Consider the following 26,729-nt stretch of genomic DNA (forward strand, 5'->3'; position numbering starts at 1 on the left):
GCTTACGAGGGCGGGGCGGCGGATTCTCGGGGTGCGGGCGTGCCACCCCCCCCGCCCCGCGGGGCGCCCCGACCCCCCCGCCCGGGGGCGGCCCCCCCCCCAGGCCGCCGCCCGGCGGGCCGCCGAGGAACGGCAGCGCCGGTTCCTCGCCGGCGAGCGTCCCCCGCCGTCACCCGACCCGGTGTGCACCTGCCCGCCCGGCTGCGACGTCCTGCTGGTCGCCGGGGAGCGCTGGCCGCACGTCGTGGAGTGCCCGTGCCGGTGCGACCTGGGCTGACGACGGCCCGGGGACATGCCGGGCCGAGGCGTCGCTGCTACCGTGACCGACGTGCGCGGCAGCCTCCTGCTTACCCGCCGCGGCGAGGCCCTCTCCTAGGTCGGCCCCCTCGCCGCGGTGTTCGCGCGTACCCGGCGCCTGCTGACCTCCCCCCGGAGCTGTTGCGCCGTCCGCGCACGACAGCCCGCGCACGAGGAGACCTCCATGAGCGAGTCCCACCCGCACGCCCGCAACCCCCAGCGCCCCTCCGGGATGCCGATCGGCAAGTACGCGCCGTTCACCCCGGTGCCGCTGCCCGACCGCACCTGGCCGGAGACGGTCACCACCCAGGCTCCGCGCTGGTGCGCGGTCGACCTGCGCGACGGCAACCAGGCCCTGATCGACCCGATGAGCCCCGAGCGCAAGCGGCGGATGTTCGAGCTGCTGGTCCGGATGGGCTACAAGGAGATCGAGGTCGGCTTCCCGGCTGCCAGCCAGACCGACTACGACTTCATCCGCCAGCTGGTCGAGGACGACCTGATCCCCGACGACGTCACCGTGCAGGTGCTCACCCAGGCACGCGACGAGCTGATCGAGCGCACGTTCGAGTCCCTGCGGGGCGCCAAGCAGGCGATCGTGCACCTGTACAACTCCACCTCCACCCTGCAGCGGCGGGTCGTGTTCAACTCCGACCGGGCCGGGATCACCGACATCGCCGTCCACGGCGCCCGGCTCGTGCGCAAGCTGGCCGAGCAGGCCGGTGACACCGAGATCCGGTTCGAGTACTCCCCCGAGTCCTTCACCGGCACCGAGCTGGAGTTCGCCGCCGAGGTCTGCAACGCCGTCACCGACGTGTGGGAGCCGACCGTCGACCGCCCGACCATCCTGAACCTGCCGGCGACGGTGGAGATGGCCGAGCCGACCGTCTACGCCGACCAGATCGAGTGGATGCACCGCAACCTGGCCCGCCGCGACGCGGTCGTGCTGTCCCTGCACCCACACAACGACCGGGGCACCGCCGTGGCCGCCGCGGAGCTGGGCTACCGGGCCGGCGCCGACCGCATCGAGGGGTGCCTGTTCGGCAACGGCGAGCGCACCGGCAACGTCGACCTGGTCACCCTGGGGCTGAACCTGTTCAGCCAGGGCATCGACCCGCAGATCGACTTCTCCGACATCGACGAGATCCGGCGCACCGTCGAGTACTGCAACCAGCTGGGCGTGCACGAGCGGCACCCCTACGGCGGTGACCTGGTGTACACCGCGTTCTCCGGGTCCCACCAGGACGCGATCAACAAGGGCTTCAAAGCGCTGGCCACCGACGCCGAGGCCGCCGGGAAGACCGTGGACCAGATCCCGTGGGCGGTCCCGTACCTGCCGATCGACCCGAAGGACGTCGGCCGCAGCTACGAGGCCGTGATCCGGGTGAACAGCCAGTCCGGCAAGGGCGGCGTCGCCTACATCATGAAGACCGAGAACCAGCTGGACCTGCCGCGGCGGCTGCAGATCGAGTTCAGCGCGGTCGTCCAGCGGCACACCGACGACGAGGGCGGCGAGGTCACCGCCCAGCAGATGTGGGCGGCGTTCAAGAACGAGTACCTGCCCGACACCGACGCCCCGTGGGGCCGGTTCTCCCTCGCCGGTCACGAGCACACCGCCTCGGGCACCGGCCCGGACGAGATCCGGGTCGACCTCGTCGACGGTGGCGTGCCGGTCACCCTGGAGGGCCGGGGCAACGGACCGATCGCCGCGTTCGTCGACGCGCTGCGCAGCGTCGACGTCGACGTCCGCGTGCTCGACTACGCCGAGCACGCGCTGTCGGCCGGAGGCGACGCCCGCGCCGCCTCCTACGTCGAGTGCGCCGTGGGCGAGCGGGTGCTGTGGGGCGTCGGGATCGACGCCAACATCGTCACCGCATCGCTGCGGGCGATCGTCTCCGCCGTCAACCGCGCCCAGCGCTGAGCCGTCGGTGGAGGGCGCCGGGCGGGTCAGCCGGCGCCCTCCCCCAGCACCACCGCGGCGTCGTCGGGGGCGGTCTCAGCTGCCCACAGCCCGAGCTGCGCGGCGCCTCGGCCAGCAGCACCACCACCCGGCCGTTCGGCAGGACACCCGCCGAGGGCAGTTGCCGGCGGCCCGGCGTGTCAGCCGGTGCCGGTCGTACGAGCCTCGTCGGGCTGGGCGGCGTCGGTCGGGTGCGTCCCGGTCGGGGGGTCGGTCGGGGCGTCGGCGGGCTGGTCACCGCTCATCCCCTCCTCGCCGGCGCGCAGCTCGGCTCCGCGCTGCGCGCCGCCCAGCTCGTCGACCAGCAGCACGGCGCGGTCAGCGTGCCGGCGCCGGTAGGCGATCCGGCTGACCATGTGGGCGTTGACCGGGGCGGTGATCAGCTGGAAGGCCGCGACCAGCAGCAGCATCCAGGTCGCCGACCAGCCGGCGAGCCGGATGGCCCCTCCGATCATGATCAGCAGCACGCCCATCACCTGCGGTTTCGTGCCCGCGTGCATCCGGGACAGGACGTCGGGGAAGCGCAGCAGCCCGACCCCCGCGGTGAGGCAGAGAAACGCACCCGCCAGCAGGCACGCTGCGGCGATCCAGTCGGCCACCGAGTCGAAGTCGTTCACCGTCGTCCCCCGTCCTCGGGCGTCTCCAGCTGCGCGGCGGCCGGCGAGATCCCGAGGTCCTCGTCGTCCGCTCCCGTGCGCAGCAGCATGCCGCCGATGTAGCGCGCGACCGAGACAGCCCCCACGAAGACGAGCATGGCGACGACCACGAGCACCGGAACGACCGTCGGGTCCCGGTCCAGGGCCGCGTGCACCGCGAGGCCGGCCGCGACGATCACCAGGATGGTGTCCGTGGCCACCACCCGGTCGAGCAGGGAGGGGCCCAGCGCCAGTCGCACCATCGCCAGCACCGCGCCCAGAGCCAGCATCCCGTAGATCAGTCCCACGATGACGCTCATCGGCTCGACTCCGCGCCGGCGGGGGCCTGCGTGCCGTGCTCGGCCGGCTCCCGGTCGAGCCGAGCGATGTCCTCCGCCGAGCCGAACGCACGCACCACCCGCCGCTCCGTCGCCAGCACGTCCGCGCGCTGGCGTTCGACGTCGGCTTCGCTGCCGACGTCCAGCACGTGGACGCCCAGGGCCATCCGCCGTCGGTCCAGGTCCAGCACCATCGACCCGGGCACCAGCGTGAGGACCTGCGAGATGACGCTGAGCAGCAGGTCCGAGTCGGTGCGCAGCTGCACCAGGATGACCGCGCTCTGCCGGACACCGCTGGGGCGCAGCGTCTGCCAGGCGACCTGGGCGCTGGAGACCGTGAGGTTCACCAGGAAGTGGCCGATGAAGTACAGCGCCGCCACCGGGTGCACCCGCGCGCCACCGACGACCGCCGGCAGCGGGAGCAGGAGGGTGACCGCCAGGGCCACCAGCAGACCGGAGATGAGGTTCGCCCAGCTCCAGGTGCCCCACAGCAGGATCCAGATGAGCACCAGCCAGACGAGCAGGGGCGCCCGGTGCCGCAACCAGCGGCCGGGGGCGTCGACGGTCACCGGTCCACCCCCTCGCCGTAGACGGCCTCGATGTAGGGCGTGCGGTCACGGAGGTCGGCCGCGGAGCGGGTGGTCATCCCGTACAGCGGTCCGGCGACCACGGTGAGCCCCACGGTGAGCACCACCATCGCCGCGGTGGCCGCCATCATCACCGCCGGCAGGGGCCGCACCGCCGGCCGGGACTCCCCCGCACCGCCGCTCGGCTGCCCGTCGCCCCCGGCAGGCCCCGCCGTCGCCACGGCGACGTGCCGTTGCCAGGCGCCGCGACGGCCCGTCCGGCGGACGACCGTGGTGGAGGTCGCCCCGCCGGCCAGCCCCTCGGGCAGGTTGTCGGCCGGCGCGTCGCCGCCCGCGGCGGGGTCCTCCGGACCGTCGTCCGGGCCGTTGTCGGGCCCGGCGTCACGGGCCGCGGCCGCGGCGGTGTCGGCCGAGGCCGACTGCGCCGACGGCCGCCAGAAGGCCCGCGTCCACACCCGGGACATGGCCACCAGCGTGAGGAGGCTGGTCACGACCGCACCGCCCACCAGCACGTACGCCTGCCAGCCGCCGACGGAGACGCCGGCATCGAGCAGGCCGACCTTGCCGATGAAGCCGGAGAACGGGGGGATGCCGGCCAGGTTCATCGCCGGCACGAAGAAGAGCACCGCGAGCACGGGGGATGCGGTGGCGAGCCCGCCGAGGCGGGCGCTGCTCGTCGTACCGCCCCGCCGCTCGATCAGCCCGGCGACCAGGAACAGGGTCGTCTGGATGGCGATGTGGTGGACCACGTAGAAGATCGCGCCGGCCAGCCCGGCCGTGGTCGCGAGCGCGATGCCGAAGACCATGTACCCGATGTGGCTGACCAGCGTGAACGACAGGATGCGCCGGATGTCGGTCTGCGCCACCGCGCCGAGGATGCCGACCACCATGGTGGCCAGCGCGGCCCACATGAGCACGTCGTCGAGCGCACCGCCGGGGAACAGCAGCGTCTGGGTGCGGATGATCGCGTAGACGCCGACCTTGGTGAGCAGGCCGGCGAACACGGCGGTGACCGGGGCCGGCGCGGTCGGGTAGCTGTCGGGCAGCCAGGCCGACAGCGGGAACACCGCTGCCTTGATGCTGAAGGCGATCAGCAGCAGGGCCTGCAGCATCAGCTGGGTGCCGTCGGGCAGGTCACCGAGCCGGCCGGCCAGCTGCGCCAGGTTCACCGTGCCGGTCGCGGCGTAGACGAGCGCGATCGAGGCGAGGAAGAGGAGCGAGCTGAGCAGGCTGACCACCACGTAGGTGATGCCCGCGCGGATCCGCGGGGCCGAGCCGCCCAGGGTGAGCAGCACGTAGCTGGAGGTCAGCAGCACCTCGAAGCCCACGTAGAGGTTGAACAGGTCACCGGCGAGGAACGCGTAGCTCACGCCGGCAATGAGGACCAGGAACGTCGGGTGGAAGATCGACAGAGGGGTCTCCTCGTCGCCGTCGGCCGTGCCCTGGCCGACGGCGAACACGAGCACCCCCAGCCCCACCGTGCTGGCCACCACGAGCATCAGCGCGGAGAGCCGGTCGACCACGAGCATGATCGCGACCGGGACCGGCCAGTCCCCGACGGCGACCGCGGCCGCACCCTGGGCGTCGGCGATGAGCAGCAGGGCGACCGAGACCCCCACCACCGTGGCCAGGACCACGATGCTCACCGTGCGCTGCACCCGCGGGTGCCGGCCCACCAGCAGCGCGGCCGCCGCCCCGAGCAGCGGCAGCAGCACCGGCAGGGGCGCGAGGGTGCCGATCACCGGTCGCTCCGCCGGGTCGGCGGGAGCCCGATGTCGTCGGAGGCGAACTCGCCGTACCGGTGCGCCAACTGCTCCTCCACGTCGACGTCGGAGGGCATGGTGTTCCCCTTGCCCGCGGGCCGGTCCTCGGTCGGCAGGTCGTCGGGGTCGATGTCGTCGGCGTCCGTGCCCTGCCGGGCCGCGACCCGGCGGTCCTCCTCGTCGATCTCGATGACCTCCTGCCGGACCAGCCGCCAGGACCGGTGCACCATCGCCAGCAGGAAGGCGGTCACCCCGAAGGTGATCACGATCGCGGTCAGCACCAGGGCCTGCGGCAGCGGGTCGCTCATCTCCTCCGCCTCGGCGTAGCCGAACACCGGGGACAGCCCGGTCGGGCCGCTGGCGGACAGCAGCAGCAGGTTCGTCGCGTTCCCCAGCAGGATGAAGCCGAGGATCACCCGGGTCAGGCTGCGGTCCAGCAGCAGGTAGACCCCTGCCGCGTAGAGGCCACCGATCACGACCGGCAGCACGATGGTGGGGGTCATCGGGCGATCACTTCCTCGGGAGCGGTGTCCGCCGGCTCCTGGTCGTCCTCCTGGCGGTCCGTCTCGGCACCCAGGCTGCGGAGCACGTCCAGGACCAGCCCCACGACGATGAGGTAGACGCCGATGTCGAAGAACAGCGCGGTGGGCAGGCTCACGTGGCCGAGCACCGCCACGTCGGTCTCCAGGTAGGCGGACTCGAGCACCGACCCGCCCAGCAGCAGGCCGGCCACCCCGGAGCCACCGGCCAGCAGCAGCCCGCCCCCGAGCAGCAGGCCCGGGGGCACCGGGGCGGCCGCGCCGAGTTCGTACCTCCCGCCGGCCAGGTAGCGGAGCACGAGCGCCAGCCCGGCCACCAGCCCACCGGCGAACCCACCGCCGGGCTGGTTGTGCCCGGAGAACAGCAGGAACAGCGAGAAGACGACCACCGGGTGGAACAGGAAGCGCGTGGCCACCTCCAGGACCACGGACCGCCGCTGGGGCGCGAGGGTCGAGCTCGCCGAGAGCCACCGGCTCTTCGGCGCGCGCCGGGCCTGGCTCGGGTCGTCCCCGGACGTCTGCCCCTCCTCTGCCCGGTCGACCGCGCCGGTGCGGCTGCGGAGGAAGACCAGGCTGGCCACGCCCGTGGCCGCGACGACGAGCACCGACAGCTCGCCCAGGGTGTCCCAGGCACGGATGTCGACGAGGATCACGTTGACCACGTTCTCCCCGTGCCCCTCCTCCAGCGCGAGCTCGGGCATGTCGGTGGAGACCGGCGTGGCCGTGCGGGCGGCCAACGCGGCTGCGCCGACCCCGGCCATCAGCAGGCCCACGCTGCCCGCCAGCACCGCCCGGACGGTCCGCTCGGCGGGGCGGTGCCGTTCGCTGATGTCCTTGGGCAGCCGGCGCAGCACCAGCACGAAGACCACGAGGCTCAGCGTCTCGACCAGGAACTGGGTCAGCGCCAGGTCGGGAGCGCCGTGCAGCACGAACAGCAGCGCCAGCCCGTAGCCGGTCACGCCGACGACGAGCACCGCGGACAGGCGCTGCCGGAGCGGCACGGCCACGAACGCGGCGGTCACGACCACCGCGCCGACCAGCGCCTGCAGGGGGCTGTCCCACGCCCGCCACTCGTCCGGCCACGGCGCCTGGAACAACAGCACCGACCCGGGCAGCGCCAGGACGACGACGAGGATGGTGCCGAGGTAGGCGGGCAGCGACCCGCGCTGCGTCGTACCCGTGACCAGGACGGCGAGCCGGTCGAGGGCCTGCAGGGTGTTCCAGTAGCCCTCGTCGGCGGAGGCGCCGACGGCCAGCCGCTGCTGCAGCCGGTGGAACGGCGCGCGCAGCGCGAAGATCGCGGCGCCACCGAGCAGGGTGACGGCGGAGAGCGCGAGCGCCGGCTGCAGGCCGTGCCACAGCGCCAGGTGCTCCGCCTCCGGGGCGATCAGGGGCAGGGTCTCGGAGTAGCGGACCACCAGGTGGTCCAGCAGCGGGCTGGCCGGGCCGGCGGCGAGCCCGGCGAGCGCGAGCACGGCCGGCGCGGCGAGGAACAGCGGACCGGGGTGGTGCTCCAGCTCGGCCGGCGCGGTGTCCGGCAGTTCGGGCTTGCGGGCGAACGCACCCCACAGGTACCGGGCGCAGTAGGCGGCGGTGAACACCGAGCCGAGCACCAGCCCGACCAGGACGACGACGGCGCTGAGCCGGTCGGGCAGCCCGCCGTCCCAGAGCGCGGTGAACGCGGCCTCCTTGCCGACGAACCCCAGGAACGGCGGCAAGCCGACCAGGCTGGCGGCGGCCAGCGTGGCGATCACCGCGAGCGCGGGCATGCGCCGGCCCAGCCCGGACAGCAGCCGCAGGTCGCGGACCCCGGTCGCGTGGTCGATGACCCCGACGGAGAGGAAGAGCGTCGACTTGCTCAGCGCGTGCGCGACGGTCATCGCCAGCCCCGCCGCGGCCAGCTCCTCGCTGCCGGCACCGACCATGGTGATCAGGAAGCCCAGCTGGCTGACCGTGCTGAAGGCGAGCAGCAGCTTGAGGTCGTTCTGCCGCAGCGAGCGCCAGCCACCGATCAGCATGGTCGCCACGCCGAGCCCCAGCACGACCGGCCGCCAGCCGGGGACGTCGGCGAAGCCGGGGGCCAGCCGGGCCACCAGGTAGATGCCGGCCTTCACCATCGCGGCGGCGTGCAGGTAGGCGCTGACCGGGGTCGGCGCCTCCATCGCGGCCGGCAGCCAGAAGTGAAAGGGCACCATCGCCGACTTGGTGACCGCACCGGCCAGGACGAGCATCGTGCCGGCCACCAGCACCGGGCCGCTGCCCGGGTCGGCCACGATCACCGACAGCAGCCTGCTGCCGCTGGCCGAGGAGATCATCAGCAGCCCGACCAGCATGGCCAGGCCGCCGGCCGTGGTGAGCAGCAGCGCCTGGCTCGCCGCCCGCCGTCCGGCCAGCTTGCCGCCCGACCCGCCGATCAACAGGAACGAGAAGACGGTGGTGAGCTCCCAGAAGACGTAGAGCACCAGCACGTCGTCGGCGAGCACCAGGCCGAGCATCGAACCGGCGAAGGCGGTCATCACCGCGGCGAACCGGCCCACGCCCTCCTCGTCGGGCTCGAAGTAGCGCGCGCAGTAGACCAGGACCAGCGCCCCGACCCCGGTGACCAGGCCCGCGAAGGTGAGCGACAGGGCGTCCAGCCGCAGCGCGATGTCCAGGTCCAGCGCCGGGATCCAGGACACGGTCTCGCGGACCTCGCCCCCGCCGACCACCGTGCCCAGGCGGGTCAGCACCCAGCCGAAGGACACGCCCGGGACCAGCGCGAGGGCCAGGAACGCCTGGCGCCCCCACCACCGCACCAGCAGTGGGGCGACCACCGCGGCAGCGAGGTGCAGGATCAGCAGCAGGCCCAACGGGTCCCTTCCGGTCGTCGTCGGCCGGGCGTGCGGGTGCACGCACCGCAGTTCGGCGCGATCGAATCGTTGCGCCCCATCTTCCCGGCGTCCGTGGTTCCCGGCGACTCGAGGCGATCTTCACGCCGCCGGCGCCGGCGACGATCACCGTCCGGGGGTGACCAGCCCGCTCTCGTAGGCGAACGCGACGGCCTGCACCCGGTCGCGCAGGCCCAGCTTGAGCAGCACCCGGCTGACGTGCGTCTTCACCGTCGCCTCCCCCAGGTACAGGCGGCCGGCGATCTCGGCGTTGGACAGCCCGGCGGCCACCAGGGCGAGCACGTCCGTCTCCCGCTCGGTGAGCTGCGCCAGCGCCGCGGCGCGCTCCGGGTCGGGGGCCGGGGCGGTCGCGAAGGACTCGATGACCCGCAGCGTGACCGCCGGGTCCAGCAGGCCACCGCCGTCGGCGACGGTGCGCACGGCGGCCACCAGGTCCTCCGGCGGGGCCACCTTGAGCAGGAAGCCGCTCACCCCCGCGCGCAGGGCGGCGGTCACGTACTCGTCCTCGTCGAACGTCGTCAGCACCACCACGCGGGTGGGCAGGCCCGCGGCGATGATCCGGCGGGCCGCTTCCAGCCCGTCGACGCCGGGCATGCGGACGTCGAGCAGGACGACGTCGGGGCGGAGCGCGGCCACCACCCGCACGCCCTCCGCGCCATCGGCGGCCTCTCCCACCACCTCCACGTCGGGCTCGGCGGCCAGCACCATGCGGAGCCCCGTGCGCACCATCGCCTGGTCGTCGACCAGCACCACCCGGATCGTCACCCGGCCACCGCCGGGCTGCGCACGGCGCTCACCGGGAAGCTGGCCCGCACCCGGTAGCCGCCCCCGCGCACCGGCCCGACCTCGAGGCTGCCGCCGGCGACCGCGACCCGCTCCCGCATGTGCAGCTGACCGAACCCGCCCGGGGCGGCGTCCTCGACGGCGCCGGTCACCCGGGGCCGGCCGTCGTCGGTGACCGTCACGGTCACCCGGTCCGGCCGCCAGGTGACCTCCACTCGGGTCGCGGCCGCCCCGGCGTGCCGGACGACGTTGGACAGCGCCTCCTGCACCACCCGGACGGCGGAGACGTCGACCAGCTGCGGGAGCGGCACCGGGTCGCCGGTGACCTGCAGCTCGACGGGCACCCCGCCGGCCCGCAGCTCGTCCACCACCGCCTCCAGGCGGGTCAGCGACGGCTGCGGCGCCGGGTCGCCGGTGGCCGGTTCGCGGAGCACGCCGACCACCCGGCGCATCTCCTCGACCGCCTCCCGGCCCAGCCGCTCCAGGCCGAGCAGCACCTGCTGGGCCTCGGGCTCATCGGGCAGCAGGCGGCGCAGCCCGCCCATCTGCAGCACCATCACGCTCACCGAGTGGGCGACCGAGTCGTGCACCTCGCGGGCGATCCTGGCCCGCTCGGCCACCGCCGCCGCCGTCGCCACCGTCTCCTGCTGGGCGGCCAGCCGCGCCGCCAGCACCTCCAGCTCGCGGGAGCGCTGCCGGGACTGTCGCACCAGCGCGCCCACACCCCACGCCACGCCGGTGACCAGCAGGTAGAAGAAGCCCTCCCACGGCGACGGGGAGAGCAGCAACCCGGCCACGAGGACCAGCAGCGTGGCCGCGACGGCGACCAGCGCCCCGCGCCGCACCGCCAGCACCGCCGCGGCGTGACCGACCAGGACCGCCATGCCGATCAGCTGCGCGCCGCCCGGCCCGGGGGCGCCCAGCGCGAAGTTGCCGATCACGCTGGCCGACCCCAGCAGCGCCGTCGCCGCGGGCCAGCGCGGACAGCAGGCCAGCAGCAGCCCCACGGCCAGCCCCGGCAGCACCAGCGCCACGCTCTGCCGGGAGAAGGTGTCGATCGCCGACTCCAGCACCGCCATGCCGCCGATCAGCAGGCCCACCGCGGGCCAGGCCCAGCGGCCGGCGGAGCGGGCGTCCCAGCGCGGCATGCGAGCACGGTAGGGGTCCGGGAGCGGGCCGGACATCCCCCACGCGACGGACCCGGCGGCGGCCTCCGTCCGTCGTCCGGCGGACCCCTTTCGGTGCGTGCGGACGGACGTGGGGGGACCCCGGTCGTCCCTAGCTTCCTCGCCGACACCGCGACGAGACGGTGCCCTCCCGACCCGAGGACGGACGATGACGACCCAGCTCCCCACCCCCACCGGCCGGCCCGCTCCCGCGGCCGACCGGCCCGCCCGCAGCGCCGCCGCCCGGCTGCTGCCGATCGCCGGCAGCGCGCTGATCGCCGGCCCACTGCTCTACGTCGCGGGCATGGCCACCTCCCCGCCGGCCGACTCGATGGCCCCGGCCGACTACATCGAGTCCCTGGCCCGCGACGAGGGGCTGACCGCGCTGTCGGCCCTGCTGCTGCACTACGGCAACCTGCTGCTGGCGCTGGCCTGGCTGGCGGCGCCGGCCCTCGTCCGCGGCCGCCGGGGCGGCACGCTCACCCTCGTCGGCGCCCTGCTGTCGGCCCTCGGGCTGGTGAGCGTGACCGGCCTGGTGCTGTCGGACTTCTGGACCGGGGCCATCGGCCGCGAGCTCGACCCGGCGACGGCGGAGTCGCTGTTCACCACGGTCGAGGGCTCGGCCGGGATGGGGATCGTCGGTGCGCTCACCCTGTTCGGGCTGATCGGCCCGGTCGTGGCGCTGGCCGGGCTGGCGCGGGCCGGGGTGATCGGCTGGTGGCTGCTCGCCCCGGCGATCGCCTCCCTGGGGCTGTCGATGGCGTTCCCGTTCCAGCCGCTGCTCTTCGCGGCCTTCGCCCTGGTGGGTGCGGTGCCCACCGTCGTCGTCGGGCTCCGGCTGCTGCAGCGCTCGCGGGCCGGTGCCGCCTGAGGCGCCGCAGTCCTACCGCACCAACGGCTGTCCCCCCGCACCAACGCTGGTGCGGGGGGCCAGCCGTTGATCAGCTGACCTGATCAACGGCTGGACGACGCGTATCAGCCCTCGGCGATCTCGGCCGCGGCCAGCCAGTCGGTCTCGACCTGCTCCTTCTCCGCCTGCACCGCCCGCAGCTGCGCGTCCAGCTCGGCGGCCTTCGCGTAGTCGGCGGCCGCCGCGGCCAGCTGCTCGTGCAGCTTCTTCTCCTCGGCGTCGAGCTTGAGCATCCGGCGTTCGAGGCGGGACGCCTCCTTGCGGGCGGCCCGCGCGTCGGCGGCGCTGTGGCTCGGACCGGACGACGGCGCCGAGCTGCTGCCGACCGGCGCGGCCGCCCCCGACCCCGGCAGCGCGGCCTCCCCGGCGGCCCGCCGCCGCAGGTACTCCTCCACCCCGCCGGGCAGCGCGGCCAGTGACCCGTCGCCCATCAGCGCGACCACCGAGTCGCAGACCCGGTCGACGAAGTACCGGTCGTGGCTGACCACCAGCACCGTGCCCGGGAAGTTGTCGAGCAGGTCCTCCAGCGCGGTGAGCGTGTCGATGTCCAGGTCGTTGGTCGGCTCGTCGAGGAGCAGCACGTTGGGCTCGGCCATCAGCAGCCGGAGCAGCTGCAGCCGCCGCCGCTCACCACCGGAGAGGTCGCCCACCGGCGTCCACTGCCGGTTCGCCGCGAAGCCGAAGCGCTCGGCCAGCGTCGAGGCGGAGATCTCCTGGTTGCCGATCCGCGCGATCCGGGCGACGTCCTGCACCGCCTCGAGCACCCGCTGCCGCGGGTCGAGCTCGGTGACGTGCTGGGACAGGTACGCCGGGGCCACCGTCTGGCCGACGACGACCCGGCCGGCGTCCGGCTGCACCTCGCCGACCAGCAGCTTGAGCAGCGACGTCTTCCCCGCGCCGTTGACCCCGACGACGCCGATCCGGTCGCCCGGCCCGACGTGCCAGGTCAGGTCGCGGAACAGCGTGCGCTCGGCGGGAGCCGCCGGGTCCGCGGGACCGGCCGGGTCGGCGTCGTCGTCCACCGGGCCACGGCCGCGGACGGTGTAGGTGACGTCCTCGACGTCGTACACCGTCTTGCCCAGCCGCCGGGCGGCGAAGCCGGCCAGCGCCATGGTGTCGCGCGCGGGCGGCTCGTCGGCGATCAGCGCCTGGGCCGCCTCGATCCGGAACTTCGGCTTGCTGGTGCGGGCCGGCGGGCCACGGCGCAGCCAGGCGAGCTCCTTGCGCACCAGGTTGAGCCGGCGTTCCTCGGTCACGTTGGCGATCCGGGCCCGCTCGGCCCGGGCCAGCGTGTACGCCGAGTAGCCGCCCTCGTAGGCGTGCACGGCCCCATCGGCGACCTCCCACGTGGTGGTGGAGACCTCGTCGAGGAACCAGCGGTCGTGGGTGACGACGATCAGGCCGCCGGTGCGGGCCTTCACGTACTCGGCCAGCCAGGCGACGCCCTCGACGTCGAGGTGGTTGGTCGGCTCGTCGAGCACCAGCAGGTCCAGCGGGCGGATCAGCTGGGCGGCCAGCGCGACCCGGCGCCGCTCGCCACCGGACATCGGCGCGACCGGGGAGTCCAGCCCGATCCGGTCCAGCTCCAGCCCGGTGAGCACCGAGCGGACGGCGGGGTCACCGGCCCACTCGTGCTCGGCGGCGAACCGGGAGGCGGGCAGCACCACGTCGCGCACCGTCGTCCCCGGCGGCAGGGTGCCGGTCTGGTCGAGCACGCCCATCGCCAGGTCGCCGCGGCGGGTGACCCGGCCGGAGTCGGGCTCCTGGGTGCCGGTGAGGACGCCCAGCAGGGTCGACTTGCCGCCCCCGTTGCGGCCGACGACGCCGATGCGTTCGCCGGCGGCGACGCCGAGGGAGACGTCGTCGAGGATCACCGTCGTGCCGTGGGCCTTCGACACCCGTTCCAGGTTGACCAGGTTCAGGGGTGCGCTCATCACCGCCCAGCATCCCAGGTGGGTGACGTGCTGGACGGTCAGGCCCCGTCCAGGGGCTCGTCCCGAGCTCGCGAGGGAGGAGGAGGACGGGGTCCTTCTTCAGGCGAGCCGGGTGACCTCGACGGTGACGGTGTGCCCCTCGCTGGCCGGGCCGGAGAAGATGCCCTTCAGCGGCGGCACGTCGGCGTAGTCGCGCCCCCGGCCGAGGGTGACGTGCCGCGGCCCGATCTCGACGGAGTTGGTCGGGTCGTAGCCGGACCACCCGCCGTCCCACCACTCGACCCAGGCGTGGCTCTCGCCGGTGACCGCCTCACCGATGCCGGCGTCCCGCGTCGGGTGCAGGTACCCGGAGACGTAGCGGGCCGGCAGCCCCAGCGCCCGCAACAGGCCGACCGACACGTGCGAGATGTCCTGGCAGACGCCCAAGCCGCGCGTCCACGCCTGCATCGCGTTGGTCTTCACGCTGGTCGCCCCGGACAGGTAGTCGATGTGCTCCCGGACGAACCGGCAGACCACGCGCCCGGCCTCCCGCGGTCCGGCGTCACCGACGGCGGCGCGCACCGCGCGGACCACCGGGGGGTCCATCGCGGTCAGCATCGTGGGCCGCAGCAGCTCGCCGAACCGGTCGAGCACGTCCGGGCTCGCCAGCTCCGCCCACCCGACCGGGTCGGGCAGGTGCGGCTCCGGCCCGGCCTCGACCACCGACGTCGCGGTGACCACCAGCTCGGTGTGCGGGCCGTGCAGGTCGAAGGCGGTGACGGTCGAGCCCCAGTAGTCGCGGTAGGCGAGCACCGTGGCCGCCGGCTCGATCTCCACCCGTGCGCGCAGCGTCGCCTGCCGGGTGCTGTTCTCCGGTGTCATCCGTGCCTCGTTGTACGACGAGCGGACCGGGCCGCCGTAGCGGAAGGCGCTGCGGTGCACGATCTGCAGGCGCCACCGGTCGGCGCCGACCCGGGCTGGCACGGCCTGCATCTGGAACTGGGCGTGTCCGTGCGTCACGGGGTCAGACCGCCCCTTCCGGCACCCACACCTGCGGGGCCTGCTCGGTGAAGAACCGGGTGGTGACGGCCTCGCTGGCGGTGGAGCTCATGCGCTGCAGCTCGTCGAGGCGGGCCGGCAGGGTCGCCAGGATCTCGTCGGTCTGCATGAACTCCAGCATCGTCCGCGCCCGGCCCACGATCCGGTGCGCCTCGCCGGCGACGCCGATCCGGTGGCCCTCCCGCACGTTGGCCCGCTCCAGCTCGGCCAGGCACCCCTCGGCCTGCTCGAGCGCGGCGAACACCGAGCGGGGGAACAACCGGTCCAGCAGCAGGAACTCCGCGGCCCGGCTGGAGTTCACCGCGCCGCGGTAGGTGCGCAGGTAGGGCTCGTAGGCGCCGGTGGAGCGCAGCACGAGGGTCCAGGACGGCGCCGAGTCGCCGGCCAGCACGCGGGTGGAGAGCATCCGGGCGGTCATGTCGACCCGCTCCAGCGACCGGCCGAGGATCAGGAACAGCCAGCTCTCGTCGCGGCTCATCGTGGCGTCGGCCAGCCCGAACACCATGGCCGACCGCTCGCGGACGAACCGGAACAGCGAGTGCGGCCCGTAGCGGCGGGCCATGGTGCGCTGCTGGGGCAGCGCGTTGTGCGTGACGTTGAGCGACTCCCAGATCTCCGCCGACAGCACCTCGCGGGCGCCGCGGGCGTTCTCCCGGGCAGCCGACAGCGCTCCGACGATCGAGCTGGGGCTGGCCCGGTCGAAGGCGAGGGTGGCCAGCACCCGCTCGGTGTCGGCCTCGGACTCCGCACACGGCGCGCCCATCAGCGCGAGCAGGTTCGCGCAGGCCCGGCGCTCGTCGATCCACGGGTCCTCGACCAGCCGCTGGGTGTGCACGTCGAGGATGCGCGCGGTGTCGTCGGCGCGCTCCACGTACCGGCCGATCCAGAACAGCGACTCCGCGATCCGGCTCAGCATGACCAACCACCGCTGGCTCGCACTTCGCCACCAGCCGTCGGCCCCGTCCGGAGGCTCGGCCCGAGCGTGCGAGGGCTGAGAGGGACGGGGTCCTTCAGTTGCTGCTGCTGCTGGGACTGGGCCAGGGCGTTGTCGTTGCGCGGGCCGGGGTCCTGCGCGGGTGGGTCGGCCGGCAGGTCGGCGGGGGTGAACTCGACCCGGGTGACGTCGTGCCCGGGCACCGGCTCGGCGGCGCGCCGGGGCGGGGTGATCACCCAGGTGTCCTTGGAACCGCCGCCCTGGCTGGAGTTGACCACGAGCTCGCCCTCGGGCAGCGCCACCCGGGTCAGCCCGCCGGGCAGCACCCAGACGTCGGAGCCGTCGTTGACCGCGAAGGGCCGCAGGTCGACGTGGCGCGGGGCGATCCGGCCGTTGATCAGGGTGGGCGAGGTCGACAGCCCGATCGGCTTCTGCGCGATCCAGTCCCGCGGCGCGGCGCGGACCTTCGCGGCCAGCTCGGTCAGGGTCCGCTCGTCGGCCCGGGGCCCGATGACGATGCCCTTGCCGCCGGACCCGTCGACCGGCTTGAGCACCAGCTGGTCGAGGTTGGCCAGCACCCACTCGACGACGTCGGGCTCGTCGAGCCGGTGCGTCTCGGCGTTGGCCAGCACCGGCTCCTCGGCCAGGTAGTAGCGGATCAGGTCGGGAACCCAGGTGTAGAGCAGCTTGTCGTCGGCGACGCCGTTGCCCACCGCGTTGGCGATGGTGACCCGCCCGGCCCGGGCGGCGTTGAGCACCCCGGCGCACCCGATCACCGAGTCCGACCGGAAGTGCACCGGGTCGAGGAACTCGTCGTCGATCCGGCGGTAGATGACGTCGACGCGCTGCTGCCCGTCCGTCGTCCGCATGCTCACCTGGCCGCCGGAGCAGACCAGGTCGCGACCCTCGACCAGCTCCACGCCCATCTGGCGGGCGAGCAGGGCGTGCTCGAAGTAGGCGGAGTTGTAGACCCCGGGGGTGAGCAGCACGACCGTGGGGTCGGCGACCGACGGCGGGGCGGCGGCCTTCAGCGCGGCCAGCAGCCGGCCGGGGTAGTCCGAGACCGGCAGGATCCGGTGGTCGGCGAACAGCTCGGGCAGCACCTGGCTCATCGCCGCCCGGTTGGTGATCACGTAGCTGACCCCCGACGGGGACCGGAGGTTGTCCTCCAGCACCCGGAAGTCGCCCGCCTCGTCGCGCACCAGGTCGATGCCGCTGACGTGCACCCGGACGCCGTTGGGCGGCACCAGCCCGTGCGCGGCGCGGTGGAAGTGGGCGCTGGTGGTGACGACGCTGCGCGGCACGACGCCGTCGACGAAGACCTGGCCGGCGCCGTAGACGTCGGCCAGGAACGCCTCGAGCGCGTGCACCCGCTGGGCCACCCCGCGCTCGATGAGCGACCACTCCCCCGCACCGATCACCCGAGGCACGATGTCCAGCGGGAACGGCTGCTCCTCCCCGGCGTGCGCGAAGGTCACCCCGGCGTCGCGGTAGGTCTGGGAGAGGACGTCGGCGCGCGCGGCGAGCTCCTCGCCGGACATCGGCTGCAGCGAGGTGAACAGCCCGGCGTACGGCGGCCGGGGTTGGGACGGCGCCGCGAACATCTCGTCCCACTGCTGCCCGAGGGGGTAGCCGTCGAAGAGGTCCGCCATGCGACGAACCTAGACACGACGTGTGTCCCGCGCGTGTCGGACGACCTCGGGTCGCCCAGCCGGGGCGCGCCGTCCTCCCGCACCAATGACCGTCCTCCCGCACCAATGCTGGTGCGGGAGGACGGACAGTGATCAGGTCACCTGATCACTGCCGGGAACAGCCGGGGTCCTTCGTCAGGCGGAGGCCCGGCGGACCAGCTGGGTCGGCAGGACCCGCGACTCCGCCGGTTCGCCCGCGCCGTCGATCTGGCGCAGCAGCAGCTCGGTGAGCACCGGGGCCATGTCGCCCAGCGGCTGGTCGACCGTGGTCAGCGGCGGGTCGCAGGTCGCGGCGACCGCGGCGTCGTCGAAACCGACCACGGCGACGTCGTCAGGCACCCGGCGACCGGCCGCGCGCAGGACCCGCAGCGCGCCGACGGCCATCAGGTCGGAGGCGACGAAGACCGCGTCGAGGTCGGGGGCGTCCTCGAGCAGCTCGGTCATCGCCCGGGCGCCACCGGCCTCGGTGAAGTCGCCCTCCGCCACCAGCCGGGGCGCGGCCTCGACGCCGGCGGCCTGCAGCGCCGACCGCCACCCGTGCAGCCGGTCGACGCCGGCGATCATGTCCAGCGGGCCGGTGACCGTGCCGACGCGCCGCCGGCCGACGCCGATCAGGTGCCGGGTGGCCAGCTCGGCGCCGCCCTGGTTGTCGGCGTCGACGTAGGCCAGCTCCCGGCCGTCGAAGGGCCGGCCGCAGAGCACCAGCGGGATGCCAGCCTCCTCGAGGATGCCCGGCAGCGGGTCGTCGCTGTGCACCGACATCAGGATCACGCCGTCGACGTGGCCCTGGCGGGCGTAGCGACCGATCTTCTCCTGCTCACGCTCGTCGCGGGCGGTGAGGAGCACCAGGTTGAGGTCGGTGTCGGCCAGCGTCGCCGACACCCCGCGCACGATGCTGGCGAAGAACGGGTCGCTGAAGACCTGGGTGTTGGGCTCGTTGAGCACCAGCGCGATGGTGTCGGTGCGCCGGGTGACCAGGCTGCGGGCCATCCGGTTGGGCACGTAGCGCAGCTGGGCGACGGCCGACCTGACCGCCTCGCGGGCCTCCGGGCTCACCCGCGGCGAGTCGTTGATGACCCGGGACACCGTGGCACGGGAGACCCCGGCGAGCACCGCGACCTCGTCCAGCGTCGGGGACGCCGGGCGCGCGCTCGTGTCGGTCATCGGGCTCCAGTGCTCGGGTGGTGGGTCCATGGTGCCCGGTGAGAGCGCTCTCCAACACCCCGAGCTCGTGTCCCAACCGTTACTTGACACTCCTCAGTGACCCACACCACTCTGTGCGGCACGGCCGTGAGAGCGTTCTCACACCCTGCAGCGGCGGTGCATCGGAGCACCAGCCCCGGGGTCTCCCCAGGAGGTCAGATGTCCCGTTCCACGAGAGGCAAGGCGGTGTTCGGGGCGGCGCTGGCCGCAGCTCTGCTGACCGCCGGTTGCGGCGGATCCGGCGGTTCGAGCGCCAGCGCCGAGGAGTACGACCCCGACGCCCCCGTCACCCTGACGGTCGGGCTGTTCGGCACGTTCGACTTCGACAACGCCGGGCTGTTCGAGGAGTACATGGACCTCCACCCGAACGTCACGATCAAGCAGAACAACGTCGCCCAGTCCGCCGCGTACTACAAGTCGCTGCAGACCCGGCTGGCGGCCAACTCCGGCCTCGACGACATCCAGGGCCTGGAGATCGGCTTCATCGCCGACGTCGTGCGCAACCACTCCGACGCCTTCGTCGACTGGAGCCAGGAGGAGAACGCCGACGAGCTGGAGGGCAACTTCTACGACTGGAAGTGGGCCCAGGCCAGCAGCGAGGACGGCGCGGTCGTGGGCCTCGGCACCGACACCGGCCCGCAGGCCATGTGCTACCGCAAGGACCTGTTCCAGCAGGCCGGCCTGCCCAGCGAGCGCGAGGAGGTCGGCGCCCTGTGGACCAGCTGGGACGACTACCTCGACGTCGCCCGGCAGTACCAGGCGGCGCCGGGCAAGCCCGCCGGCAGCGCCTTCGTCGACAGCCCGGCCAGCATCTTCTCCTCCTCCGTCTACCAGGGCGACGTCGCCTACAACGACGAGGACGGCAACCCGATCCCGGAGGAGAGCGACGGGGTCGAGACCGCCTGGAGCTACGCCAGCCAGGCCGCCGAGGAGGGCCTGACCGCCAACCTCAGCCAGTTCGGTGACGAGTGGAACGCCGCCTTCTCCAACGGCGCGTTCGCCACCATCGCCTGCCCGGCGTGGATGCTCGGCTACATCAACTCCCAGATGGGTGACTCCGGCGCGGGCCTGTGGGACATCGCGCCGCTGCCCGGCGCGGCCGAGTCGGCCAGCAACTGGGGCGGCTCGTGGCTCGGCGTCCCGTCCAGCGGCGACAACGTCGAGGCCGCCAAGGACCTCGTCGAGTGGCTGACCGCCCCCGAGCAGCAGGTGAAGATGTTCACCCGCGCGGCGCACTTCCCCTCCAGCCCGCAGGCGGCCGAGGACCCCGAGGTGCAGGGCGCGGTGAACGAGTACTTCAGCGGCGCGCCGACCGGAGAGATCTTCGGTGAGTCGGCGGCGAACATCCAGCGGACGCCGATCGGGCCGTACGACACCCAGATCCAGGAGGCGTTCACCACCGCGCTGACCGACATCGCCACCCGCGGGACCGACCCCGACGACGCGTTCCAGGACGCGGTCCAGGCGGCAGAGCAGGCCATCGGCGGCTGAGCCCGGCTCAGCGCACACCGACCGGACGCGGTGCCCGGGAGCGTCCCCGCTCCCGGGCACCTGCCCAGGTCCCGCCGGCCACCCACGGCCGGCGGGACCTGGATGCCCCGGCCGGTCCGGTCCCGACCGGACCCCTCGCCGGCTTCATCGCCCGACCCGCGCACCCGACCGTCAGGACCCCTGGATGACCATCGCGAGTGGCACCGTCCGCGAAGCGGCGATCGCCGCACCCCCACCCGATCGAGCTGCCGCCCCGGGCCGCCCGCGCAAGCGGCGGCAGCTGACCCGCAACCGCTGGGGCTACGCCTACGTCGCCCCGTTCTTCCTCGTCTTCGCCGCCTTCAGCCTCTACCCGTTCCTCTACACCGCCTGGGTCTCACTGCACCGGACGAGCCTGTCCGACATCAGCGGCGGTGAGTTCGTCGGCCTGGAGAACTACCGCAACCTGCTGCAGAGCGAGTTCTTCTGGAACGCCGCGCGCAACACCCTCACGATCGGGATCCTCTCCACGGTCCCCCAGCTGTGCATGGCCCTGGGCCTGGCCCACCTGCTCAACTACAAGCTCCGCGGCCGGACCTTCTTCCGCACCGTGATGCTGATGCCCTACGCGACCAGCATCGCCGCCGCCACCCTCGTCTTCGCCCAGCTCTTCGGCCGGGACTACGGCCTGATCAACACCGGCCTGGAGGCCGTCGGCCTGTCGCGGATCGACTGGGAGGGCGGCACCTGGAGCAGCCAGATCGCGATCGCCGTCATCGTCACCTGGCGCTGGACCGGCTACAACGCACTCATCTACCTGGCCGCGATGCAGTCGATCCCCGGCGAGCTCTACGAGGCCGCCGAGATCGACGGGGCGAGCAAGTGGAAGCAGTTCCTGCACGTCACTATCCCGTCGCTGCGCCCGACGATCCTGTTCACCGTCGTCATCTCCACGATCGGCGCGGTGCAGCTGTTCGGTGAGCCGCTGCTGTTCGCCGGCAACGGCACCACCTCGGGTGGCTCCGCGGGCCAGTACCAGACGCTCGGCCTGCTGATGTACCAGCAGGGCTGGACGAACTTCCACATCGGGCAGGCGGCCACCACCGCCTGGGCGATGTTCCTGATCATCCTGGTGATCGTGGGGGTCAACGCCGTGATCGGCCGCCTCCGCTCCCGGGCCGAGCGGTAGGAGGCCGGCATGGCGACCATCGCCCTCCCGGGCACGGAGAACACCCACGCGCCGTCGACCTCCGCCGAGGAGCCGACCGGTCGCCGGCGCAAGGGCGCCGGCAGCAAGAACACCAAGGCCGGTCCGGTCACCTACACGCTGCTGACGCTGTCTGCGCTGGTGTCGATCTTCCCGCTGTACTGGACGCTGGTGGCGGGCTCGCACACCAACGCGGAGATCGCGGCGACCCCGCCGCCGTTCCTCCCCAACGCCAGCTTCTTCGACAACATGCGGCTGGCGCTGGACCAGGCCCCGATCGGGCTGGCCATCGTGAACTCGGTGATCGTCTCCAGCGCGATCACGATCGGCACCGTGCTGTTCTGCACGCTCGCCGGGTTCGCCTTCGCCAAGCTCCAGTTCCGCGGCCGCGGGGTGCTGCTCGCGCTGGTGATCGGCACGATGATGGTGCCCACCCAGCTGGCGGTGATCCCGCTGTTCATGATGATTGCCGAGCTGCAGTGGGTGAACCAGCTGCAGGCGGTCATCCTGCCCACGCTGGTCAGCGCCTTCGGCGTCTTCTTCATGCGCCAGTTCCTGATCTCCGCGCTGCCCAACGAGCTGCTGGAGGCCGGCCGGGTCGACGGCGCGTCGACCTTCCGCATCTTCCGGTCGATCGTGCTGCCGGTTGCCCGCCCGGCGATGGCGGTGCTGGCGATGCTCACGTTCCTCACCGCCTGGAACGAGTTCTTCTGGCCGATCATCGCGCTGACCACCGCCAACCCGACCGTCCAGGTCGCGCTGGCCGGGCTGGGCTCCGGCTACGTCCCGCAACGTGCGGTGATCATGGCCGGCACCCTGCTGGGCACGCTGCCGGTGCTCATCGTCTTCGCGATCCTCGGCAAGCAGATCGTCGGCGGGATCATGCAGGGCGCGGTGAAGGGATGACCCGCTGCGCCTCCCCCGCTGATCGTCCGGCCCACCCCACCACCCGCCCTTCTCCGAGAGGTGCCTGACCATGGCCACCGTCACCTTCGACCACGCCACCCGGGTCTACCCCAAGGCCGAGCGGCCGGCCGTCGACGCCCTGGACCTGGAGATCGCCGACGGCGAGTTCCTGGTCCTGGTCGGCCCCTCGGGCTGCGGCAAGTCGACGTCGCTGCGGATGCTCGCCGGCCTGGAGGAGGTCGACTCCGGGTCGATCGTCATCGGGCAGCGGGACGTCACGGACCAGCCGCCCAAGGACCGGGACATCGCGATGGTGTTCCAGAGCTACGCCCTCTACCCGCACATGACGGTGGAGGAGAACATGGGCTTCGCGCTCAAGCTCGCCGGCATCGCCAAGGACGAGCGCGCCACCCGGGTCCGGGAGGCGGCGAGGATCCTCGACCTCGAGCCGTACCTGACCCGCCGGCCCAAGGCGCTGTCCGGTGGTCAGCGGCAGCGGGTGGCGATGGGGCGGGCGATCGTGCGCAACCCGCAGGTGTTCCTGATGGACGAGCCGCTGTCGAACCTCGACGCCAAGCTGCGGGTGCAGACCCGCACGCAGATCGCCGCCCTGCAGCGCCGGCTGGGCACCACCACCGTCTACGTCACCCACGACCAGGTCGAGGCGATGACCATGGGCGACCGGGTCGCGGTCCTCAAGGACGGCGTCCTGCAGCAGTGCGACACCCCCGGCTCCCTGTACGACCGGCCGGCCAACGTCTTCGTCGCCGGCTTCATCGGCTCCCCGGCGATGAACATCGCCACCGGGCCGGCGGTCGACGGCGGCGTGCTGCTCGGCGGCGCGGTGCTGCCCGTGCCCCGCGACCAGCTGACCCGGGCGTCGGCCGGCAACGGCCAGGTCACCGTCGGCTTCCGCCCGGAGGCCAGCGTCCTGGCCCCCGCCGGCGACGGCGTGCCGGTCGGCGTCGACGTCGTCGAGCACCTCGGCAGCGACGCCTTCCTCTACGCCCGGCTCACCGGGGGCGCCGACGACGGCGCCGAGGTGATCGTCCGGACCGAGCCGCGCACTCCCATCACCGCCGGTGACCAGGTGCACATCTCGGTCCTGCCCGGGCAGCTGCACGTGTTCGACCCCACGAGCGGCCTGCGCGTCGAATGACGCGCACACTTCTCCCGACAAGCGCGCCCCACCGGCGGGGCGCGCCGGCAACCCCCGTCCCCAGCAAGGAGCACACCCCGTCATGACCTCCACCGACGTCCGCGAGGACCGGACCGCCGGACTCGTGTTCCCCCCGGGGTTCACCTTCGGCGCCGCCACCGCCGCGTACCAGATCGAGGGCGCCGTCGACGAAGACGGCCGCGGCCCGTCGATCTGGGACACCTTCAGCCACACCCCGGGCAAGACCTTCCGGGGCCACACCGGCGACGTCGCCTGCGACCACTACCACCGCTACCCGCAGGACGTGGCGCTGATGAAGGAGCTCGGGCTGGCCGCCTACCGCTTCTCCGTCTCCTGGCCGCGGATCCTGCCCGAGGGCACCGGCCGCATCGAGCAGCGCGGGGTGGACTTCTACCGCCGGCTGGTCGACGAGCTGCTCGAGGCCGGCATCGCCCCGTGGCTGACCCTCTACCACTGGGACCTGCCGCAGGCGCTGCAGGACAAGGGCGGCTGGGCCGACCGGGACACCGCCTACCGCTTCGCCGAGTACGCCGGGGTGCTCTACGACGCCCTCGGCGACCGGGTGCCGCACTGGTCGACCCTCAACGAGCCGATGTGCAGCTCGCTGCTGGGCTACATGGCCGGCCAGCACGCACCGGGTCACACGAACCCGGTGGAGGCCTCCCGGGCCGTGCACCACCTGCTGCTCGGCCACGGCCTGGCGACCCAGGCGCTGCGCGACAGGGGCGCGGACCACCTGGGCATCACGCTGAACTTCACCCCGATGAAGCCGGCCACCGACTCCGCTGCGGACCTCGACGCCGCCCGCCGGCTCGACGGCCAGCAGAACCGGATGTTCGTGGTGCCGATCGTCACCGGGGAGTACCCGGCCGACGTCGCCGAGGATCTGGCCGCCGCCGGCGCCCCGTTGCCCGTGGAGGACGGCGACCTGGAGATCATCTCCACCCCCGTCGACTGGCTGGGCGTGAACTACTACTTCCAGTCGACCGTGCGGGCGGTCAGCGAGCCCACCGGCAAGCAGTCGGCGTTCATCGGCGCCGAGCTGGTGGAGGACCTGGAGCCCGAGGGCCCGACCACCACGATGGGCTGGGGCATCAACCCCGAGGCGTTCACCGAGCTGCTGCTGTGGCTGCGCGACACCGCCCCGGGCCTGCCGATGTTCATCACCGAGAACGGCTCCGCCTGGCCGGACGCCGTCGGCGCCGACGGGCAGGTCGACGACCCCGAGCGGGTCGACTACCTGCTGCGGCACCTGGCGGCGATGACCGAGGCGATCGACGGCGGTGCCGACGTCCGCGGCTACTTCGCCTGGTCGCTGATGGACAACTACGAGTGGGCGCGCGGGTACGAGCAGCGGTTCGGCATCGTGCACGTCGACTACGACACCCAGGTCCGCACCCCCAAGCAGAGCGCCCGGGTCTACGCCGACGTCATCCGCAGCGCCAAGGACGGCGCGTGACGGCCGACGCCGCCACCGCCGACCTCGCGGGACGCCGGGTGCTGCTGACCGGCGCCTCCCGCGGGGTGGGCCGGGCGATCGCCCGCCGGCTGGTCGCCGAGGGCGCCGACGTGCTGGGCACCGCCCGGGACGCGACGGCCCTCGACGAGCTGGCCGCGGAGCTGGCCGACGGCCCCGGCTCGTTCACCGCCGTCGTCGCCGAGCTGACCGACGAGGCCGCGCCGCACCGGCTGGCCGAGGCGGTCGGGCAGCGGTGGGGTGCGCTGGACGTGCTGCTGAACAACGCAGGCGTCATGCTCGCCCGCGAGCCCCGGTTCGAGGACGAGCCGGCCGGCACGCTCGAGCAGAGCCTGCTGGTCAACTGCGTCGTCCCGCACCGCCTGGTGCTGGCGCTGCTGCCCGCGCTGCGCAAGAGCGGCGAGCCGCGGGTGGTGCACGTCAGCTCCGGCGCGGGCACCACCGAGCTCATCCGGGACGCCGGCATCGGCAGCTACCGGGTGAGCAAGTGGGCGCTCAACGGACTGGTGCTCATGCAGGCCGCCCAGCTGGCCGGCGAGGTGGCGGTCAACGCGCTCGACCCGGGCTGGGTGCGCACCGACCTCGGTGGCCAGGAGGCCCCCGGGACCCCGGAGGAGAGCGCGGCGGGTGCGCTGGCGCTGCTGCGCGAGCCGACGACGGTGACCGGCCGGATCTTCAAGGACGGCACCGAGATCTCGTTCTAGGGAGCAGCCGTGCTGGACGACGAGGTCCACGCGCAGGTCCTGTCCGCGCTGCTGGTCACCCAGCGGCACAGCTGGGACCAGGGGCTCACGGCCGCCGTGCTCGACGTGTCGGGCACGGCGGCCGCGCTCCGCGTGCTGGTCGACGACGCGGTGGCCCGGCAGCGGCCCGACGGGCGGCTGGCCGAGCTCGACCCGCTCTGCTCGGTGAACAGCGGGGCGGTGGCGGAGTTCGTCGACCTCGTCGCCGGCCGCACGGGCGACGACGTCCTGGCCGCGGCCGCCGCCCGGCAGCGCGACTGGCTGCTCAGCGGGGCACCCCGGGCCGGCGACGGCACGCTGTTCCACCTGGTCGAGGGCCGGCAGGTGTGGGCCGACACCGTCTACATGGTGGTGCCCTTCCTCGCCGCCACCGGCGCCGCGGTCGCGGCGCTGGACCAGCTCGAGGGTCACCGGTCCCGGCTGCGCGACCCGGGCACCGGGCTCTGGTCCGCCCGCTGGGACGAGGACACCGGGGCCCTCGCCGACCCCCGGGCCTGGGGCACCGGCAACGGCTGGGTCGTGGCCGGCCTGGCCCGCGCGGTGCGCTGGCTCCCCGGGCGGCGCGGGGCCGAGGTGGCCGCGGAGGTGCGCGCCCTGCTCGACGCCGTCCTGCCGCTGCGCCGTCCCGACGGCCTGCTCGGCGACGTGCTCGACGACCCGGCCAGCCGATCCGACCCCACCGTGGCGGCGATGTTCGCCTGGGCCGCGCTCACCGGGGCGGCCGAGGGCTGGCTCCCGGCCGGCTGCGCCGGCCCGGGCAGCGAGCTCCTGGCCGCGGTGGTGGCCCGGCTGGACCCGCTGGGCCGGGTGGCCGGGGCCAGCGCCGCGCCGCACTTCGACCGCCCGGGGCACTCCCCCGAGGCCCAGGCGTTCCTGCTGCTGGCCGAGGCGGCCGAGCGCCGCTGGCGACGCGACCCCCGGGCCGCCGTCCCCGGCTGACCCGGGGGCTCCGCGACGGGGGGGGGGGGGGGGGGGGGGGGGGGGGGGGGGGGGGGGGGGGGGGGGGGGGGGGGGGGGGGGGGGGGGGGGGGGGGGGGGGGGGGGGGGGGGGGGGGGGGGGGGGGGGGGGGGGGGGGCGGGGGG

Annotated in this window: 22 protein-coding genes; 9 read left to right on the forward strand and 13 right to left on the reverse strand. The window is 73.8% G+C overall.

Annotated elements, in window-relative coordinates; all coding sequences use genetic code 11:
• Positions 1 to 481: 481 nt before the first annotated feature.
• Entirely contained in the window at positions 482 to 2,215 is a 1,734-nt protein-coding gene (gene leuA / locus ACI783_RS18155) for a 2-isopropylmalate synthase (protein WP_457141749.1), read from the forward strand.
• 179 nt (positions 2,216 to 2,394) lie between these two features.
• Here the strand turns inward: leuA and mnhG are convergent, their stop codons facing one another.
• The 8 genes from mnhG to ACI783_RS18195 form a co-directional block, all read right to left on the reverse strand.
• On the reverse strand, positions 2,395 to 2,871 hold the full coding sequence (mnhG, locus tag ACI783_RS18160) for a monovalent cation/H(+) antiporter subunit G (protein ID WP_457141750.1): 477 nt from the start codon (positions 2,869 to 2,871) through the stop codon (positions 2,395 to 2,397).
• Positions 2,868 to 3,209, reverse strand: a complete 342-nt coding sequence (locus ACI783_RS18165; protein ID WP_457141751.1) for a monovalent cation/H+ antiporter complex subunit F — start codon at positions 3,207 to 3,209, stop codon at positions 2,868 to 2,870. Before ACI783_RS18165 ends, mnhG begins: the two co-directional genes overlap by 4 nt.
• On the reverse strand, positions 3,206 to 3,796 hold the full coding sequence (locus ACI783_RS18170; protein WP_457141752.1) for a Na+/H+ antiporter subunit E: 591 nt from the start codon (positions 3,794 to 3,796) through the stop codon (positions 3,206 to 3,208). Before ACI783_RS18170 ends, ACI783_RS18165 begins: the two co-directional genes overlap by 4 nt.
• Positions 3,793 to 5,556, reverse strand: coding sequence for a Na+/H+ antiporter subunit D (locus ACI783_RS18175; protein ID WP_457141753.1), 1,764 nt, complete (start codon positions 5,554 to 5,556; stop codon positions 3,793 to 3,795). The genes ACI783_RS18170 and ACI783_RS18175 overlap by 4 nt, the downstream gene beginning before the upstream one ends.
• Entirely contained in the window at positions 5,553 to 6,080 is a 528-nt protein-coding gene (locus tag ACI783_RS18180) for a Na(+)/H(+) antiporter subunit C (RefSeq protein ID WP_457141754.1), read from the reverse strand. The genes ACI783_RS18175 and ACI783_RS18180 overlap by 4 nt, the downstream gene beginning before the upstream one ends.
• Positions 6,077 to 8,965, reverse strand: coding sequence for a Na+/H+ antiporter subunit A (locus ACI783_RS18185; RefSeq protein ID WP_457141755.1), 2,889 nt, complete (start codon positions 8,963 to 8,965; stop codon positions 6,077 to 6,079). Before ACI783_RS18185 ends, ACI783_RS18180 begins: the two co-directional genes overlap by 4 nt.
• A 144-nt stretch (positions 8,966 to 9,109) precedes the next feature.
• Positions 9,110 to 9,769, reverse strand: coding sequence for a response regulator (locus tag ACI783_RS18190; RefSeq protein ID WP_457141756.1), 660 nt, complete (start codon positions 9,767 to 9,769; stop codon positions 9,110 to 9,112).
• Complete coding sequence (locus ACI783_RS18195; RefSeq protein ID WP_457141757.1) at positions 9,766 to 10,935, reverse strand: sensor histidine kinase; 1,170 nt, start codon at positions 10,933 to 10,935, stop codon at positions 9,766 to 9,768. Before ACI783_RS18195 ends, ACI783_RS18190 begins: the two co-directional genes overlap by 4 nt.
• 187 nt (positions 10,936 to 11,122) lie before the next feature.
• Between ACI783_RS18195 and ACI783_RS18200 the strand changes: the two genes are divergently transcribed.
• Complete coding sequence (locus ACI783_RS18200) at positions 11,123 to 11,824, forward strand: hypothetical protein (protein WP_457141758.1); 702 nt, start codon at positions 11,123 to 11,125, stop codon at positions 11,822 to 11,824.
• 104 nt (positions 11,825 to 11,928) lie between these two features.
• On the opposite strand, the gene ACI783_RS18205 is transcribed toward ACI783_RS18200, so the two are convergent.
• The 5 genes from ACI783_RS18205 to ACI783_RS18225 all read right to left on the reverse strand — a co-directional run bounded on the left by ACI783_RS18205 (position 11,929) and on the right by ACI783_RS18225 (position 18,624).
• Complete coding sequence (locus ACI783_RS18205; RefSeq protein WP_457141759.1) at positions 11,929 to 13,797, reverse strand: ABC-F family ATP-binding cassette domain-containing protein; 1,869 nt, start codon at positions 13,795 to 13,797, stop codon at positions 11,929 to 11,931.
• A 99-nt stretch (positions 13,798 to 13,896) separates the two neighbouring features.
• Positions 13,897 to 14,796 carry a transglutaminase family protein gene (locus ACI783_RS18210; protein WP_457141760.1) on the reverse strand — a complete coding sequence of 300 codons (900 nt, stop codon included), beginning with the start codon at positions 14,794 to 14,796 and terminating at the stop codon, positions 13,897 to 13,899.
• 4 nt (positions 14,797 to 14,800) lie between these two features.
• Positions 14,801 to 15,751 (reverse strand): alpha-E domain-containing protein, encoded by a 951-nt coding sequence (locus ACI783_RS18215; protein ID WP_457068253.1) that lies wholly within the window; start codon positions 15,749 to 15,751, stop codon positions 14,801 to 14,803.
• Positions 15,745 to 17,421: a circularly permuted type 2 ATP-grasp protein gene (locus ACI783_RS18220; RefSeq protein WP_457141761.1), complete on the reverse strand. Its 1,677-nt coding sequence runs from the start codon at positions 17,419 to 17,421 to the stop codon at positions 15,745 to 15,747. The genes ACI783_RS18215 and ACI783_RS18220 overlap by 7 nt, the downstream gene beginning before the upstream one ends.
• Before the next feature lie 174 nt (positions 17,422 to 17,595).
• Positions 17,596 to 18,624, reverse strand: a complete 1,029-nt coding sequence (locus ACI783_RS18225; RefSeq protein ID WP_457141762.1) for a LacI family DNA-binding transcriptional regulator — start codon at positions 18,622 to 18,624, stop codon at positions 17,596 to 17,598.
• Positions 18,625 to 18,822: 198 nt separating this feature from the next.
• On the opposite strand from ACI783_RS18225, the gene ACI783_RS18230 reads away from it, so the two are divergent.
• The 7 genes from ACI783_RS18230 to ACI783_RS18260 all read left to right on the forward strand — a co-directional run bounded on the left by ACI783_RS18230 (position 18,823) and on the right by ACI783_RS18260 (position 26,585).
• A complete protein-coding gene (locus ACI783_RS18230) occupies positions 18,823 to 20,154 on the forward strand; it encodes an ABC transporter substrate-binding protein (protein ID WP_457141763.1) in 1,332 nt (443 codons plus the stop codon).
• A gap of 184 nt (positions 20,155 to 20,338) precedes the next feature.
• Positions 20,339 to 21,322 (forward strand): carbohydrate ABC transporter permease, encoded by a 984-nt coding sequence (locus ACI783_RS18235; RefSeq protein ID WP_457141764.1) that lies wholly within the window; start codon positions 20,339 to 20,341, stop codon positions 21,320 to 21,322.
• A 9-nt stretch (positions 21,323 to 21,331) separates the two neighbouring features.
• On the forward strand, positions 21,332 to 22,246 hold the full coding sequence (locus ACI783_RS18240; protein ID WP_457141765.1) for a carbohydrate ABC transporter permease: 915 nt from the start codon (positions 21,332 to 21,334) through the stop codon (positions 22,244 to 22,246).
• A gap of 70 nt (positions 22,247 to 22,316) precedes the next feature.
• Positions 22,317 to 23,405, forward strand: a complete 1,089-nt coding sequence (locus ACI783_RS18245) for an ABC transporter ATP-binding protein (RefSeq protein ID WP_457141766.1) — start codon at positions 22,317 to 22,319, stop codon at positions 23,403 to 23,405.
• A gap of 82 nt (positions 23,406 to 23,487) precedes the next feature.
• The gene (locus ACI783_RS18250; RefSeq protein WP_457141767.1) at positions 23,488 to 24,885 is read left to right on the forward strand and encodes a GH1 family beta-glucosidase; all 1,398 of its coding nucleotides are present in this window, start codon (positions 23,488 to 23,490) and stop codon (positions 24,883 to 24,885) included.
• Positions 24,882 to 25,607, forward strand: a complete 726-nt coding sequence (locus ACI783_RS18255) for an SDR family NAD(P)-dependent oxidoreductase (protein WP_457141768.1) — start codon at positions 24,882 to 24,884, stop codon at positions 25,605 to 25,607. Before ACI783_RS18250 ends, ACI783_RS18255 begins: the two co-directional genes overlap by 4 nt.
• A gap of 9 nt (positions 25,608 to 25,616) precedes the next feature.
• The gene (locus ACI783_RS18260) at positions 25,617 to 26,585 is read left to right on the forward strand and encodes a glycoside hydrolase family 88 protein (RefSeq protein ID WP_457141769.1); all 969 of its coding nucleotides are present in this window, start codon (positions 25,617 to 25,619) and stop codon (positions 26,583 to 26,585) included.
• Positions 26,586 to 26,729 lie beyond the last annotated feature (144 nt).

Source organism: Modestobacter sp. SYSU DS0511 (assembly GCF_054050755.1).

Excerpts from the sequence above, each read along its gene's own strand:
- ACI783_RS18205 (WP_457141759.1), bottom strand. The coding sequence starts at position 13,797 with ATGAGCGCACCCCTGAACCTGGTCAACCTGGAACGGGTGTCGAAGGCC.
- leuA (WP_457141749.1), top strand. The coding sequence starts at position 482 with ATGAGCGAGTCCCACCCGCACGCCCGCAACCCCCAGCGCCCCTCCGGG.
- ACI783_RS18165 (WP_457141751.1), bottom strand. The coding sequence starts at position 3,209 with ATGAGCGTCATCGTGGGACTGATCTACGGGATGCTGGCTCTGGGCGCG.
- ACI783_RS18200 (WP_457141758.1), top strand. The coding sequence starts at position 11,123 with ATGACGACCCAGCTCCCCACCCCCACCGGCCGGCCCGCTCCCGCGGCC.
- ACI783_RS18180 (WP_457141754.1), bottom strand. The coding sequence starts at position 6,080 with ATGACCCCCACCATCGTGCTGCCGGTCGTGATCGGTGGCCTCTACGCG.
- ACI783_RS18240 (WP_457141765.1), top strand. The coding sequence starts at position 21,332 with ATGGCGACCATCGCCCTCCCGGGCACGGAGAACACCCACGCGCCGTCG.
- ACI783_RS18215 (WP_457068253.1), bottom strand. The coding sequence starts at position 15,751 with ATGCTGAGCCGGATCGCGGAGTCGCTGTTCTGGATCGGCCGGTACGTG.
- ACI783_RS18225 (WP_457141762.1), bottom strand. The coding sequence starts at position 18,624 with ATGACCGACACGAGCGCGCGCCCGGCGTCCCCGACGCTGGACGAGGTC.
- ACI783_RS18230 (WP_457141763.1), top strand. The coding sequence starts at position 18,823 with ATGTCCCGTTCCACGAGAGGCAAGGCGGTGTTCGGGGCGGCGCTGGCC.
- ACI783_RS18235 (WP_457141764.1), top strand. The coding sequence starts at position 20,339 with ATGACCATCGCGAGTGGCACCGTCCGCGAAGCGGCGATCGCCGCACCC.
- ACI783_RS18195 (WP_457141757.1), bottom strand. The coding sequence starts at position 10,935 with ATGCCGCGCTGGGACGCCCGCTCCGCCGGCCGCTGGGCCTGGCCCGCG.
- ACI783_RS18245 (WP_457141766.1), top strand. The coding sequence starts at position 22,317 with ATGGCCACCGTCACCTTCGACCACGCCACCCGGGTCTACCCCAAGGCC.
- ACI783_RS18250 (WP_457141767.1), top strand. The coding sequence starts at position 23,488 with ATGACCTCCACCGACGTCCGCGAGGACCGGACCGCCGGACTCGTGTTC.
- ACI783_RS18220 (WP_457141761.1), bottom strand. The coding sequence starts at position 17,421 with ATGGCGGACCTCTTCGACGGCTACCCCCTCGGGCAGCAGTGGGACGAG.